The 15,693-nt window shown below is 39.8% G+C and carries 11 protein-coding genes and 1 tRNA gene; 4 read left to right on the forward strand and 8 right to left on the reverse strand.

Annotated elements, in window-relative coordinates; all coding sequences use genetic code 11:
• Positions 1 to 142: 142 nt before the first annotated feature.
• The 8 genes from ftsH2 to WKK05_RS01505 all read right to left on the reverse strand — a co-directional run bounded on the left by ftsH2 (position 143) and on the right by WKK05_RS01505 (position 11,400).
• On the reverse strand, positions 143 to 2,029 hold the full coding sequence (gene ftsH2, locus WKK05_RS01470; protein ID WP_341528048.1) for an ATP-dependent zinc metalloprotease FtsH2: 1,887 nt from the start codon (positions 2,027 to 2,029) through the stop codon (positions 143 to 145).
• Positions 2,030 to 2,509: 480 nt separating this feature from the next.
• A complete protein-coding gene (locus tag WKK05_RS01475; protein ID WP_341528049.1) occupies positions 2,510 to 2,998 on the reverse strand; it encodes a hypothetical protein in 489 nt (162 codons plus the stop codon).
• Positions 2,999 to 3,181: 183 nt separating this feature from the next.
• The gene (gene gltX / locus WKK05_RS01480; protein ID WP_341528050.1) at positions 3,182 to 4,627 is read right to left on the reverse strand and encodes a glutamate--tRNA ligase; all 1,446 of its coding nucleotides are present in this window, start codon (positions 4,625 to 4,627) and stop codon (positions 3,182 to 3,184) included.
• 148 nt (positions 4,628 to 4,775) lie between these two features.
• Positions 4,776 to 4,849 (reverse strand) — tRNA-Asp (locus WKK05_RS01485).
• A 123-nt stretch (positions 4,850 to 4,972) separates the two neighbouring features.
• Positions 4,973 to 6,499 carry a serine/threonine-protein kinase gene (locus tag WKK05_RS01490; RefSeq protein WP_341528051.1) on the reverse strand — a complete coding sequence of 509 codons (1,527 nt, stop codon included), beginning with the start codon at positions 6,497 to 6,499 and terminating at the stop codon, positions 4,973 to 4,975.
• A 79-nt stretch (positions 6,500 to 6,578) separates the two neighbouring features.
• Positions 6,579 to 8,198, reverse strand: coding sequence for a serine/threonine-protein kinase (locus WKK05_RS01495; RefSeq protein WP_341528052.1), 1,620 nt, complete (start codon positions 8,196 to 8,198; stop codon positions 6,579 to 6,581).
• Between the two features lie 366 nt (positions 8,199 to 8,564).
• Entirely contained in the window at positions 8,565 to 9,761 is a 1,197-nt protein-coding gene (locus WKK05_RS01500) for an esterase-like activity of phytase family protein (RefSeq protein WP_341528053.1), read from the reverse strand.
• Positions 9,762 to 9,939: 178 nt separating this feature from the next.
• Entirely contained in the window at positions 9,940 to 11,400 is a 1,461-nt protein-coding gene (locus tag WKK05_RS01505; protein ID WP_341528054.1) for a TM0106 family RecB-like putative nuclease, read from the reverse strand.
• A gap of 138 nt (positions 11,401 to 11,538) precedes the next feature.
• Between WKK05_RS01505 and WKK05_RS01510 the strand changes: the two genes are divergently transcribed.
• The 4 genes from WKK05_RS01510 to WKK05_RS01525 all read left to right on the forward strand — a co-directional run bounded on the left by WKK05_RS01510 (position 11,539) and on the right by WKK05_RS01525 (position 15,668).
• Complete coding sequence (locus tag WKK05_RS01510; protein WP_341528055.1) at positions 11,539 to 12,738, forward strand: aminotransferase class V-fold PLP-dependent enzyme; 1,200 nt, start codon at positions 11,539 to 11,541, stop codon at positions 12,736 to 12,738.
• 229 nt (positions 12,739 to 12,967) lie between these two features.
• The gene (locus WKK05_RS01515) at positions 12,968 to 14,050 is read left to right on the forward strand and encodes a glycosyl transferase (protein ID WP_341528056.1); all 1,083 of its coding nucleotides are present in this window, start codon (positions 12,968 to 12,970) and stop codon (positions 14,048 to 14,050) included.
• Positions 14,051 to 14,186: 136 nt separating this feature from the next.
• Positions 14,187 to 14,600 carry a secondary thiamine-phosphate synthase enzyme YjbQ gene (locus WKK05_RS01520; RefSeq protein WP_341528057.1) on the forward strand — a complete coding sequence of 138 codons (414 nt, stop codon included), beginning with the start codon at positions 14,187 to 14,189 and terminating at the stop codon, positions 14,598 to 14,600.
• A 318-nt stretch (positions 14,601 to 14,918) separates the two neighbouring features.
• A complete protein-coding gene (locus WKK05_RS01525) occupies positions 14,919 to 15,668 on the forward strand; it encodes a hypothetical protein (RefSeq protein WP_341528058.1) in 750 nt (249 codons plus the stop codon).
• Positions 15,669 to 15,693 lie beyond the last annotated feature (25 nt).

Genomic DNA, 15,693 nt, shown 5'->3' on the forward strand with positions numbered 1-15,693 from the left:
TACAATAGCCATTCTGGCAATTTCGATATTTCATATAGTGTGGGTGTGTTTCGGTTATCACTTCATATAAAAATGGGGATAGTATTACCATCCCCATTTTTTAGAAGATATCAGGCTGGCATTACCAAGCCTACAGAGACTATTACAGCTGCGGTACGTACTGCTGTTTGTCAGGTACGTCAGCGTACTCAGCTACAATTTGACGGAATTCGTCGCCGTCAATGGTTTCTTTTTCGATGAGCAAATCGACTAAGCGATCGCAGACGGTGCGATGATCACGCATAATCTTCTTAGCTGTTTCGTAGCAATCTTCGACGATAGCCCGGACTTGAGAATCGATGCGAGAGGCGATCGATTCAGAATACTCTGATCGCGTTGTCCAGTCACGACCCAAGAACACTTCACCCTGTTGGCTTTCTAGAGAAAGCGGCCCTAAGTCAGACATACCGAAACGTGTTACCATCTGGCGCGCCATTCCCGACAACTGTTGTAAGTCTCCACCAGCGCCAGTTGTGACTTCAGCAGGGCCAAAAATCACTTCTTCAGCAGCACGTCCACCCAAAGCGCCAGTAATCCGGGCTTTGAGTTGGGAACGAGAAATTAATCCCTGTTCTTCATTAGGAGTAAACCAAGTCAAACCTTGCGCTTGTCCTCGTGGGATCAGGGTGACTTTCTGCACTGGGTCATGGTCTTTTAACAAAGTCCCAACCAAGGCGTGTCCAATTTCGTGGTAGGCAATTAAGCGCTTGCTCTTGCTGTCCACCAAGGGAGTGCCTTCCATCCCAGCGACTACCCGATCCACAGCATCATCAATTTCGCGGAGGGTGATTGCTTCTTTCCGTCTTCTGGCGGTGAGAATAGCAGCTTCGTTGAGTAAGTTTGCTAAGTCAGCACCAGTAAAACCAGGAGTCCGACGAGCGATCGCATCTAAGGAAACGCTGGGGTCTAGTTTCTTGTTCCGGGAATGGACTTGCAAGATTTCCAAACGTCCTTTGATGTCTGGTGCATCGACTGTTACTTGACGGTCAAACCGTCCGGGACGTAACAATGCTGAGTCTAGTACGTCTGGGCGGTTGGTGGCAGCAATAATAATGATGCCTGTATTGCCTTCAAACCCATCCATCTCAGTCAGCAACTGGTTGAGAGTTTGCTCTCTTTCATCGTTACCGCCACCGATACCAGCACCCCGTTGCCGTCCTACGGCGTCAATTTCATCAATGAAGATGATACAGGGGGCATTGTCTTTAGCTTTCTTGAAGAGGTCGCGGACACGGGATGCACCCACACCCACGAACATTTCCACGAATTCTGAACCGGAGATACTGAAGAAAGGTACACCTGCTTCCCCAGCGATCGCTTTTGCCAGGAGAGTTTTACCTGTTCCTGGAGGCCCAACTAACAGCACTCCTTTAGGAATGCGTGCGCCTACAGCGGTAAATCTTTCTGGCTGTTTGAGGAAGGTAACGACTTCTTGCAATTCTTCTTTAGCTTCTTCGATGCCTGCTACGTCGTCAAATTTGACTCCGGTTTTAGCTTCCATTTGGAAGCGGGCGCGGGATTTGCCAAAGTTCATTGCTTGCCCAGGCCCGCCGGGAAGATTGCTAGAACGGCGGAACAAAAAGAACAACCCAGTAATCAATAAAATTGGGAATACGAGATTGCCTAAAAGTCCCCAGATAGCTCCATCATTCCGCATTGGGTGAGCATCAAAATTAACTTTTTTTTCTTTGAGCTTGTTAATTAACTCAGGTGCGCTAGCTGGCAAATCTACCCGCCACCGTTGGACGCGATTTTCGATGTCTTGATCGAGGGCTTCAACAATTGCTGTTCTACCACCTTCGTACAGATCCACGTTAGTAACGCGATCGGCATCCAAGTATTCTAGAAAGCGACCATAGGTCATGCGGGTGTTGGCTGCATTCTTAGTCATATCAGCAGGAGCATTAGCAAATGCGCCTTGCCAAAAGAAAAAGCCAATTACCAAAGCCGGCAATGTCCAGAGTAATAGGACTCTCCAAGAGAATTTCATCTTAATTTACCTCTAGATGCCAATACAAATTTTCAGCTTTAGCGATCGAATGGTGCATCACTCTGTCACTATATAGCTGCGAAACGGATGTTTATAAATCCATTTTGTTTAATCTGATCTCTGACGTGGATTGCCATAGAGCCAATTTTGGCATGACGGCGATGCCAACAAGAATCTTAATTAAAGTTAACTTAATTTTAATACAGCTTGGATTAAAGTGCGATTCCCAGTGGACAGCAAAAACCTGCGATATTGGTGACTGTAGTAGCGATCGCTTATAGCTAGTTAATTTTCTGGTGCTGTGTAACTTTTAAATCTTGATCTTGCTCATAAGAACAGTGTTTCTCATCCTCTGCTCTAAGTAGCAGAAGAATCCTAGTAATCAAATGGGCTAAATTAATTATGTAAAATCAAAATGTTACAGTAATAATACGGAAAAAACAGAAAATTTTGTATTTATTCTTTCGATTACCGCTTCACTTATTTAGCTTTTGTCGTAATTTGTAGAGTGTAAGGCAGATATTTACCTTGGTTGTAGGAACCAACCCAAATTTGGTAACTACCATGAAGCCATTCACCAACCATACCAGCATTTTTGCCATCAAAATCGTCATTGCACCAAGTACCACCAGGGCCTTTGACAATCATAGTAGTATCCTCTGGACTCTGCACTTGCAATCTCAAGTAGTCAAATTTACTTGTTAGTACCAAAGTGTGATCTGGTGCTTCATCAACAAATCCGGTACAAGGGCCAGTGGCCGTTTCGCGTCTTCCAGCGACTTGGTTCCCAGATACTGAGCCACCACTCATACCTCGAACTGTCATAGGGTCTGGGGAAAATTCCTGATCGAGAGTAACATCTCCAAATATTGTTGGCGCTTCTTCAGCATTAGCTAAGGCATGAACTGCAAACAGCGTAACTATCACAAACGACAATCTAATCCCTCTATAAATGGCTTTTGTCGGCATTGTCAATATATTAGTTTCTAAGTGTTTTTCATGACATGAATTTTACACACGAAGTTCCTAACATGAGCAGAATTGACTAGCTGGGGATTGGGGACTGGGGATTGGGGATTAAAACTCTTATAAATAAAGGCGTACAAATGCACGCCTCAGAAACTAAAATATTTCCAAAATTGAGCTTAATCTCTAACTGGCTTCTGCTACTGCTTTAGTCAAGCGGAGCTTATCTAAACCAATCTGATTAAGTAGTAACCAAGATTGGATTAAGTCTGGCCCATGAACGTCTCCAGTTAAAGCTGCGCGGAGCGATCGCATTACTAAACCTTTTTTGACCTTTTGCTCTTTGACTACTTGTTTTATAATCTCCTGAGCGGCAGTTTCTGACAGTGGCTGTTGATTTTCTAATGCTGTGACAATCTCTTTGAGAACAGCAGCAGAACCTTCTTGCTTTAGTTGTTGACTAGCTTCGTCGCTAAATTCCACTGTATCGCTAAAAAACAGTTGGCTCTGAGAAACGGCATCCGCCAGACGAGTCAAACTAGCACTAATTAAAGTTACTAACTGCTCCAACCAAGGGCGAGTACGTCCACCATCAATTTTATACCCAGCTGCTTCCCAATAAGGTATGAGTAAATCTGTGAGTTTATCTACTGGCGTATTGTGGATATACTGACTGTTCAACCAATCCAGCTTGTCCCAGTCAAACTTTGCACCTGCTTTATTCACACGCTCAAAGCTAAATTCTTTGGCTGCTATTTCTAAGGTAAATATTTCTTGAGTCGAATCTGGAGGAGACCAACCCAGTAACGTCATGTAATTCACCAAGCCTTCAGCAGTAAAGCCCATTTGCTTAAAGTCAGAAATGGAAGTGACTCCATCCCGCTTAGAAAGTTTGCGCCCTTCCTTGTTTAAAATCAGTGGCGAGTGAGCAAACTCTGGTATCTTTGCTCCCAAAGCTTCATACAGCAGAATTTGCTTAGCAGTATTAGCTATGTGGTCTTCTCCCCGGATGACATGGGTGATTTTCATATCAATGTCATCTACTACAACTACAAAATTGTAGAGTGGTTGCCCTGTACCCTCTTCGGAAGCACGAGCGATGACCATATCGCCACCTAAATCACTGCCTCGCCAAGACATTTTTCCTCGTACTAAGTCATTCCAAACAATTTCTCGCCCATCTTCAATTTTGAAGCGAATTACAGAAGAACGTCCTTCTGCTTCAAAAGCGGCGCGTTGTTCTGGGGTGAGGTTACGGTGACGGTTGTCGTAGCGGGGAGCTTCGCCTCTGGCTTTTTGGGCTTCTCGTAGAGCGTCTAATTCTTCAGAGGTGGTGTAGCAGCGATAAGCTAATCCTTGATCTAGGAGTTTTTCCACTGCTTCTTTATAAAGATCCAGGCGTTGGGATTGAAAAAATGGCCCTTCATCCCAATTCAGTCCTAGCCAACGCAGTCCTTCTAAAATATTTTCAGTATATTCGGGACGCGATCGCTCTAGGTCTGTGTCTTCAATTCGAAGGATGAACTCTCCGCCGTGGTGACGGGCAAATAGCCAGTTAAATACAGCGGTTCTAGCTGTACCAATATGTAAATTCCCAGTTGGACTTGGAGCAATACGGACTCTAACAGTCACAGTTGATTCTCTCTTTCGCAAAGAATAATAAATTTAGCTTATATTCAAGCCTTAAATTCTGAGTCTAGGAAATATCATTTACCAAATTACCTAATATTTTGTCCTAAATAACATTAGGATTTGACACTCATTAATTCTGGCTTTAGAACGGGACTGACGGGGCTCGAACCCGCAACTTCCGCCGTGACAGGGCGGTGCTCTAACCAATTGAACTACAGTCCCTTGTTTGGCAACTTTGCTATTATGGCAATTTTTTTTCTACTTGTCAAGCATTTTTGAGTTCAAAGTCAGGAATTTTTGTTTCCTTGATCTCTCTAGCTTTGGTTGTCACAATATCTTAGCATCTCAGATTAAGCTTGATACAACGGCCTTAGACTTTGATTCTAAATGCTCCAATATCCGGGGCTGCATTTGTTGATACTGCTGCTTTAACAGTTGTTTGCTTAGCTGGGATTGATTAGACCGGGGTAAGTTCTGACTCTGATCTAGCCAATTTTTTAACATTCGCCGCTGAGTTGGATCAATACAACTACTGAGAACTTTAGTACAAGAATAAGGTGCTTCCATACTAAAAAAAATTAAAGGGTAGCGTTCGTTTTCAGCTAAAGCTTGCACTAGCCGACGATTTTTAGAATTTTGCATATCTAGGTAGCAAGGTAGCCACTTAGGAGTTATTTCCCGATTGTAGAGAACAGTCACCCACAGCAGCATCGGGTGAGGAGAGGTGGCAAAGATAAATTGGTTGTAACGGATGGAAAGGGCGCGTTTTTTGATCTCTTGTTGAGGTAACATCAGCCATAGTGCTGCCACAGAACCTTGAGGGGTATCTAAAAGCAGGGGAAAAACTATTTCTTGAATTGGTTTATCTTGAGGCCATGCAAGTTGTAAACAGGTTTGTTCTACTGCTAAAGGCAACCCAGAACTTAAAGAAATATTCGGGATAGGTTTGGAGGCTATAGTTGGGGGTAAGCTGGAATATTTGGGCTGTTCTAGTGTTTCTAAGACTTGCAGAATTTCGGCGATATTTTGTGGGCGATCGCTTGCTTTTTTAGCAAGACAAGCCATGATTAAATCATTGAGTTTTTGAGGTAGTCTCAGAGCTGGATTAACATTTGCGATCGCCTGTGGTGGTTCAAAGTTATGTGCTTTATACCAAGCACCAAAATAGTCAGTTTCTGGTTGCCAGGGTTTTTTACCTGTAAGCATCTCAAACATCATCACACCCAGGCTATAAATATCAGAGCGACTATCTAATTTTTCCCCATCCAGTTGTTCTGGAGAACAGTAGGGTAAAGTGCCATGAAACTCTCCACTTGTACTACCTGTAGATGCATTGTTTAAAAATTTAGCAATACCAAAATCAAGAATTTTAACTAACTGACCCAATATTGGATCGGGGACAACTAATATGTTAGCAGGCTTGATATCTCTATGAACTAATGGATGAACTTTGCCATCAATTTTTATACCTTGATGAGCGCACTGCAACCCCAAACAAATTTGACGTGAGATAGTCACGAACATGGGTAATTGCAATGGAATTAAATCTTTTAAACTTTTACCGCATAGATATTCCATGACGTAAAAAGGTTTTCCCTTTTCACTTACGCCATAATCATATGCTCGCACAATATGTATGCTTTTTTGGCTTAAACCAGCACTCATTAAAGCTTCACGGGCAAAGTCTTCTTGCATTTTTGAATTGGCAACAGTCCGCAGCAAAAACTTGATAGCAACTGGTATTCCCCCTAACAAAATATCATCTGCTAAAAAAACTTCACCCATACCACCGCTGCCAATTAACTGCTTAAGTTGATAACGATTGGCAATCAAGTCCCTACTGCTCGGAGACACCAATGGACTTTGATTCACTTTTATAACCTCTGCTGTCTACGTAAATTAAAATTATTTATAAGTTTTTATAGAATACAAAATATGGTTTGTCAAAATTTTATTGGCGTGAGAGTAATTTGAAAAAAACTTCAAATAATTTAGCTAGCAAAACTTTTAATCCTATATCTTCTTTTTTGTGTTGTGTTGCTAATTTTTGGAGTGTTTCAGATTTTAACTTTTCGTATTCTAATTTCAAGATGTTTTTAGCTTGTTTAGGTAAAAGCGAATTATTTGATTTTTGACTCAGGGCTAGCCAATCTGTGAGTTGTTGACGTTGGTTAGCTGTAATGCTTAAAGTCATAACATGAGAACAACGGTTCGGCTCTTCTAAGGAGAACAATAGCAGATGATAATAACCTACTTCAGCTAAAGTTTGTACTATTCTTTGTCCTTTATTATCTTTCATATCTAAAAAATAAGATAGCCACCTTGTTAGAGAAAGCTGACTATCATACAGTACAGTAACCCATAGAAGCATGGGGTAAATATTCATTTTAGTTACAAACTCAGTACTGTGCTTTTTATCTAAAAACTTGGTAATTTCTTGTTTAGGCAACATAGCCCAAAAGGTTGGTATCGTGCCTTGTGTAGTAGTTAATAGATAAGGAAAACCAATTGGTGCAACTGGTTTATTTTTAGGCCAATTCTTTTGCAAACACTCTTTCTCAGATAATGAAGTTATCGGTACTAATTGCACTGGAGAGGAGGGTTTAATGCTATCGCTTGTAATAAAAATATTACTCTCAAGCTGTCCTTGAACGTTTTCTAAACAGTCTAATATTTCACTGATATTTTGCGGGCGATCACCTACTTCTTTAGCTAAACAACTCATCAATAAATTTTGTAAATCTTGTGGTATTTTTACTTGCGGGTTTACTTCTTCAACTGTTGGTGGTGCTTGAAAGCGATGTGCTTGATACCAAGTACCAAAAGAGTTACTTTTTGTGTGAAATGGATGTTTACCTGTTAGCATTTCAAACATCAGTACACCAAAACTATAAATATCAGAACGTACATCTAATAGTTTGCGTCCTTCCATATGTTCTGGAGAACAGTAAGGTAAACTGCCAATAAAAGAATCAGTAAGTGTCATTCCACTTCTTTCTGTCAAAAACTTGGCAATACCAAAATCTAATATTTTGATAATTTCACCTTGTTTATCATCTTTACTAATAAATATATTTTCTGGTTTAATATCTCTATGAACAATCGGATAAATCTCTCCTTTAAGGCTAATACCTTGATGAGCGCATTGTAAGCCTAAACAAATTTGATAACAAATTTCCAAAAATCTTGATAGTGTTAATGTCTGAATCTTCAAAATTTGTTTTAGATTCTTACCTGAAAGATATTCCATTACATAAAATGGAGTTTTGTCATCAGTAACACCATAATTTAATACACGAACAATATTTTTACTTTTACGACCCAATTGAGCGCCAATAAAAATTTCTCTAGCAAAGCGTTGTGACATATGCTGATTCGCCAAACTGAGTGATAAAATTTTGACGGCGATTTGCATACCACCTTTAGCAGTATCTTCTGCTAAATAAACTCTGCCCATTCCTCCTATACCAATTAAATCTTTAATTAAATACCGATTGTTTAAAAATTTACCCAGATAAATATCTGATTCGGTTTTTTGCCCTACTATATTATCGATTTTATTTTGTAGCATTAAAATAATTCATTACAAATATTGCAAGCCAAATATTGAAAAAGTTCTCGTTAATCATTAACTTTATTTAGAAAAAACATCAACAATTTTATAAAAGTAATCAACTAAAATGATAATTTTTACAAAAAAGTTGAGTATTATTTTAGGTAGTGATTAACTTTCTGAAAAAGCTCTTAAATATTAGTAACATATTGATTAATGTTCGTGGTTGAGAAATTACACTGAAACCACAAGTAGAGTGGGTTAATTTACCTAGTTTCAGCCGTAAAACCACTGATAATAAGCAAAAATAAAAATATATGAACAGGGTCAAGACGCGTTTCCGAAGTGACTCCGCAGGAAGATCACGCCTTTACCTTAGTACAGCTAGAAGCTTATATATGGTAAAAACTGACGTAATAACCTGATTAGTGGTGTTTCGATTTTAAGTTTAAAGGCTAATATCTGGGTGCGTTGTAGTGAATTAAAATTGTTGTCACTGACAAGAATTAATGCACGCTGTCCATCAGGTAGCTTAGGCCCAAGGGTTAAACCTTCGATATTATCTAGCAGCACATCTATGGTTCTCAAATCCAGTAGTAGTTTTTTATGAACTGGTTTGATATTCTTAGCGTTAACTGCCAAAAGGCTATCGATAGTATGAATATTATCAGCTCCTTCTAAAGAAACTTTAAATAGAAAAATAGCGAATCCTAAGCCCGTAAAAGAGCGTTCTAAACTCAAAAAGTGACCTTGATCGTCGAGAGCAAGTAAATCAGGTAATCCACTAGCAAACTTACCTGTAAGATTAAAAAACGGTGCAACTGGTTCAGTTTTGTAAAGGAATTCTTTTTCTGGTTGATTAGTGAGTAAGTTATATTGCAAAATCCGGGAAGGAGTACCCAAGTTGGGTTTAGCCGCTGGGCCATCCTGAATTAGAGCATTTTCTGTAGCTGTAAACAAATGCTTTTTGTTAGGTGTGATGGTGAGGCTTTCAAACGCTAAATTGTTGCGGATACCCTGTTCACCAGTTTTATCTGGTAAAAATTTGTTTGGTATAGGAAGTGTTGTAATTTCCTGACCCGAAGTTACTGAAAACTTTTTAATAAAAGGATTAATCAATTTCCCAGCATCACCTTCTGAAGAAATGAATACAGTTGCTTGGTTGCTAAAAGCAATACCTTCTGTATCTGTCTCACCAGCAGGAAATGATTGACCCCTCTCATTTAATAATTTAGTTACACTAACAGGAGCAACTCCATTATTTTGAAGCGAACCCTTACTTAGGTTAATTTTTAGGGTATAGAAACGGGTATTAGCTTTTTGTCCCCGGTCGTCAGATATAGCATAGTAAAGGTCATTTTTCTCGTCATACGTAATTCCAGATAATCCTCCAACTTCAGTCTTTTGGAAAGATAATCCTGTCGGAAAAGTTGCTTCTCCAATAAACTTTATCTCACTAACTTCAACAGCATTAGTAGCAAGATTTATAAATGCAAATAAGAGACTGATAATTAGAATTAGAATTAAAATAAAAAAGTAAAAAATTCGCCTAAAAGTGAAGGTTTTTTTGATTAGCTGCATAAAGAGCTATTATTAAAGTAGAAAAATCATTAATAAGATATCATAATAAAGTCAGAAATAATAATTAATATGTTATACCCCTGACCAACTGAATTAAGGGTATATGGAGATTATTGTTTGTGTAATACTTGCTAGAAGCGCTCAGCTATTGCGCCCTTACCAATAATTCGTGTTCTATTTATGCAAGTCGCAATTTATACTCATTTTGAACAAAGTTGACGAACCACTCTTTTACTTTTAAAGTGGCACGACAGTCGTCTTCGTTGTAGCGTTGGATCATTTCTATTAAACTATGATCGCCTGTTTGTAACCACTGATCATACCAATAAATACACTTAGCGCCACTAGCTTCTTTATCACGCCACTCAAATCCTAACCAGCGGGCGATCGCTTTGAGGGCATAGCTTTCTACTGGTAATGCTACACTTTGGGTTAATTGTTCATACACATCCACAAACCGACTCAAAACCGGGCGTACAGAGGAATGTGGGGTACGATAAAGCTTTGCTAAACGTTTGACTGTATCAAATTCGTACACACAAAAATGATAAATTGGCGCTTCGGGATATTGCCAAACTAAATCGAGAAATTGCTGCCAAATTAATTCTTCATCTTCTGGTTTTTCTGCCAAAAATGAATGAAACTGTTCTGTATTAGTTTGCCTGTTAACAATTAAAACTCCCAAAAGATAATCTAAATCTAAGTCTGGTTGTGCCTCAATATCAAAATAAATCTCGATGGGAGCCGTGTATGTAATATCTTCCGTAGGTAGCGGATAAGGTAAGATAAAGGGTCGTTTTTCAAGCGCAGATTTAGCCTGTACTACTAGCTTGGGCGCTATATCGCTGTCGAAACCGAGGAGGTTTTCTAAAACGGTGGGACTGGTGTTGGACAAAGATTCTAATGTGGTGATGTCGAGGGCTTGGAGTTGAGTGTAGCGAATTGGTGTTACTCCCGGTAACAACGAGAGATGTTTTTCAGATTGGGCGATCACATAACAATGACTATACCAATGGCAAAGACTGCACTTTTGCCGGGAAATAAATACCTCTGGCGCATCTGGTGACTCTAAAACTTCAATAAACTCCTCTAAAATCTGCTGCATTTGTGGTGTCCATTTAAGCAGATCCACCGCATAACTTTTTTCTTTGGTTCGCAATATTAGGGAAGCAGTTTCTGGCGCAACTTCTTGTACTATTCCCAAGACTTTGGCATGAAATGCAGCGGTAACTTGATATTCTTGCTTCGGGCGCTTACCTAGTTCAATATTAGCCGGGACGTACAGCCACTCTCCAAAGCGAGACTGTCCTGGCTGTTTTATTAGTAAATTTGGACGACTTAGCAGAGTGTATCCTTCAGAGTAATTTGCTAACAGCACTCCTTGATGGATGTACTCAACCCCTTGCTGCATCAATTCTAAAGTCGCCGCTTCTGCTGTTTCCCACTTTCCGTAAGCATAATCTGGTCGGTGATAAGTGATCTGTGCCAAAGCACTCAGCTGATGGGCAATTTTATCCTGTTGCAGTTTCGCTAGCAACTCATTGGGAGCATCGCGCTGAGTTCTGTCACCGTGGATATCTAGAAAAGTTCGGCGCTTACAGCGTTGATATTGCAGTAGAAGTTCAGCATTAATTAACATTCCTTTAAGTTAACAAGAATTAGCACTATCTGGCAGTAAACCAGATAAATTGTGATGAGATGAGGGAGATAATTATTCACCCTTGTACAGACAGACGCGTCATGGCGCGTCTCAACCCTTGACCCTTGACCCTTGACTATGACTAGTATTTCTGTTGCCTTAACCAGGTTGCATCGCCATCGAGAGCAATTTCCCGCTTTAGCAAATAAAACTTATTTTAATTATGGAGGCCAGGGGCCGATGCCCCAAGGGGCAATGGATGCCATTACCCAAACCCAAGCTCACATTCAGCATATAGGCCCCTTTGGTAATGAAGCATATCGCTGGATAGCACCCCAGATTGAAGCTACCAGAGGAGCGATCGCTTCGGAGTTAAACATACCAACTGATACAATCACTCTCACGGAGAATGTGACTGTTGGTTGTAATATCGCTATGTGGGGTATTGAATGGCGTGCTGGCGACCATATCTTGCTTTCGGACTGCGAACACCCAGGCGTGATTGCCACAGCACAAGAAATCTGTCGGAGATTCGCTGTAGAAGTTAGTACCTGTCCTCTAAAGGCTACTTTAAATGAAGGCGATCCGGTGACAGTTGTTGCTCAACACTTACGTCCCAGTACTCGCCTAGTGGTCTTAAGTCATGTTTTATGGAATACAGGTCAAGTTTTACCTCTTGATAAAATCTCTCAAGTATGCAGGGATAATAATTCTGCACTGCTGATAGATGCTGCCCAATCTGTTGGTGCATTACCTTTAAATTTAACTGAATTAGGGGTAGATTTTTATGCTTTCACCGGTCACAAATGGTTATGTGGCCCTGCGGGCGTAGGTGGTTTGTATGTTCGACCAGAAGCGCGAGAAAATTTGAAACCAACATTTATTGGCTTGCGTGGCTTAATTGTAGATAGTCAAGCCCAACCTGTGAATTGGCTTCCCGATGGGCGACGATATGAAGTGTCTACATTAGCTTGTTCTTTATATGTGGGGTTGCGGGAAGCGATCGCAATCCATCAGCAATTGGGAACTTCCCAAGAACGTTATGAGCAAATTTGCCACAATAGCGAATACCTCTGGCGAAAGTTAGCGGTGCTAGGTAATGTCAAATGTTTGCGAACTTCTCCACCCGAAAGTGGTATAGTCTCTTTCCAACTCGCCAATAATCAGCCGCAAGCTAGTTTCAAATTAGTACAATTTTTAGAGTCACAAAAGTTACTAACTCGGACAATTGCTAACCCCGACTGTATACGCGCTAGCGTCCATTACTTTACTTTAGAATCGGAAATTGACTTATTAGTTGAGACGATTCAAAGTTTTTGTAAAAAACAAGATCAGTAATTCTTAAGAGAGAACAGGTAAATCCCCATAATTAAAATTAGGGGATTTGAAGCGGACGTATTTTTTCTTGCGCTGTGCGTCTCGAAAAAAATATTTTTATCTCTTTTCATAAATAAATTTAGAGACTTTAGACCCAATATTTTGGGCAGGTTTTTTCCTGTTCCCTCTTCCCTCTCCCCTACCCGAAGGGCTTGTTAATTAAGATATTCTCCCACTCCCCCACTCCTAAATGGAACGCCCAATTTTATACATAGCTATCACAAATCACGGCTTTGGTCATGCTACTCGCACAGCATCCATAGCTGCAACAATTCAAAAGTTGTGTCCAGAAGTCTTACTAATTTTGGTGACTACTGCTCCACGCTGGTTGTTAGAGTGTTACATAGAAGGTGATTTTATCCATCGTCCCCGCGCTTTTGATTTGGGTGTGGTGCAAACGGATAGTTTGACAATGGATAAAGTAGCGACTTTAGAAAAGCTGCTGGATATTAAGAAAAATCAGAATTCGTTAATTGCCTCAGAAGTCAATTTCATCCGCCAAAATCGCGTTAATCTTATCTTGGCAGATATTCCTTTCCTCGCTTCTGGTTTTGCTAAGGCTACAAATATTCCCTGCTGGATGATGAGCAATTTTGGCTGGGATTTGATCTACCGAGATTGGGGAAATGAATTTACAGGTGTTGCTGATTGGATTAGTGATTGGTATTCAAAGTGCGATCGCTTATTTCGTTTCCCATTTCATGAACCAATGCAGGCTTTTGCAAATATCACAGATGTCGGCTTAACTGGTGGTTCGCCTCGTTACTCTGTGGAAGATTTACGTTCTGTTTGGGGAATAACTACCCCAGTCGAAAAAACTATTTTGCTAACCTTTGGCGGCTTGGGTTTACAACAAATTCCCTACGATAACCTGCGGCGATTTCCAGGTTGGCAATTTATTGTCTTTGATCAATCTGTCCCTAATCTACCGAATTTAGTGAAAATTACTAGCCGTGAATACCGCCCTGTAGATTTTATGCCTATTTGTGGGCGAGTGATTTCTAAACCTGGTTACAGTACTTTTTCTGAAGCCACATTACTAGGAGTACCTCTCATTACCATACCGCGTGAGGATTTTGCCGAAGCAACTTTTCTATTAGAAGGCTTAACTAATTACAACCAACACCAAATTCTCACCCCATCTGAGTTTTTTCAAGGAACTTGGGATTTTCTCCATGAATTACCCCAACCACCAAAGCAACCTCAAGCAATTTCTAAGGATGGTAATGAAGCGATCGCTCAATCTGTGATCAACTATTTTCGTAGCAATTAAACCTTAATCTTTACCAATTATACTAAATGGCTAAAACATATGCTGATTCAATAGCAGCACAATAAGGGGTAGTAAACAACTTCTAGCAAGCGTTTTGAAGTGGTATATTATAATTACGAATTACTAATCAATTAGTATGGCTCACTACCAAAAGCTACTAAGAATTTCTACTACTGGGAAATCTTTTCAAAATATCACCTCAAAAATTGAAGCTATAGTTGCAGAGTCAGGGGTAGAAACTGGTCTTTGTACTCTATTTTTGCGTCACACTTCAGCTAGTTTAGTAATCCAAGAAAACGCTGATCCTGATGTACTTGTGGATTTAGCTAACTTTATGGCAAAACTTGTGCCAGAGTCAGGCAAATACATTCATGATGCTGAAGGTTCCGATGATATGCCAGCGCACATTCGTACTGCACTCACACATACTTCTGAACATATCCCCATCAATCGCGGTCATTTGGTATTGGGAACTTGGCAGGGAATTTATATTTGGGAACATCGTCAACGCAGTCATTCTAGAGAGCTAGTTGTTCATATTTCTGGATAGCAATTTATTAAATTTTGGAGATGTAGTTAAACATATTTAAGGTGTTACAGTATGAACTTTAAACACCTTATTGTTTCTGAGTATCCTCTGAAGATAACTTGTAAATATTCTAGTGATATACGTTAAACCCTGGACAAGCCACTTTTGCAGTATTAGGGATGACGTAATTTCTTTATAGACAATTAACTAAACATACATTGAGCATTTTATGTATGTTTGTAAATTTAAAAGTTAAGTTTATTTATACAACTTTAATAATTCATTTGTTTTATTATAAAATAACATTTATTGTAATTTGCTTGGGCAATTTAAATTACTATGAAGCCAAATATTAAACCATCTGACACTTTCCAATTTATTGACGAAATTCTTGCCCAGCAGTCTGTTAACCTGTTATCACTGAATCCTCAAAAAACTTTAATTACCAGCTTTGCAGAACTGGGAAGTGTGATTGCCGAGAAAAATAGTGATATTCAAATTATCGCAACTATTCAGGAAACATTAGAATCTATAGTCTATACTCAGTTGCAAAACTTTCCAGAAAACATATTCTGGGATTTTGATTTTATGGTAAACAGTATGCTGAGGCAGGCTTTAGTTGCAGAAGAAGGTACTATTACTTTTTTAAAAGATTTTGGTGAAAAAATGGTGTCTCTGACAGAGATGTTCGGAATCAAAACAGAAATCCGTTTCCGCTACGTTCACGATTTTATGTATGGATTTGAGTGGGCAAGATGGGTACAAAAAGAGCCACATAATCGCGCACACATAGAGCCATTCAGTCTAATTTTTTTAGATTATTTACTTGCTAAAGGTAAGGAACTTTTACAACGTATCAGTCACGGTCAGATAACGTGTTATAAACTGTGTGATACAGGTTATCGCAATCCGTTCAGTTTTTCCCGTGAACCAGAAGATGAATACCGTCTACTAACTTATTTAGCACAGGAACAACTCATCCCGGTAGCAGTGTGGAACTGGAATGCTAGCCCTGTATGGAATAAACCTTTCCAGGAAATGCGCCAGCAACTAGCATTAAAATTAAATATTCAACCACAAAAACACTGAGAAGAAATTCAAAATTCTAGAACTT

The organism is Nostoc sp. UHCC 0302, assembly GCF_038096175.1.
Classification (GTDB): Bacteria; Cyanobacteriota; Cyanobacteriia; order Cyanobacteriales; family Nostocaceae; genus UHCC-0302.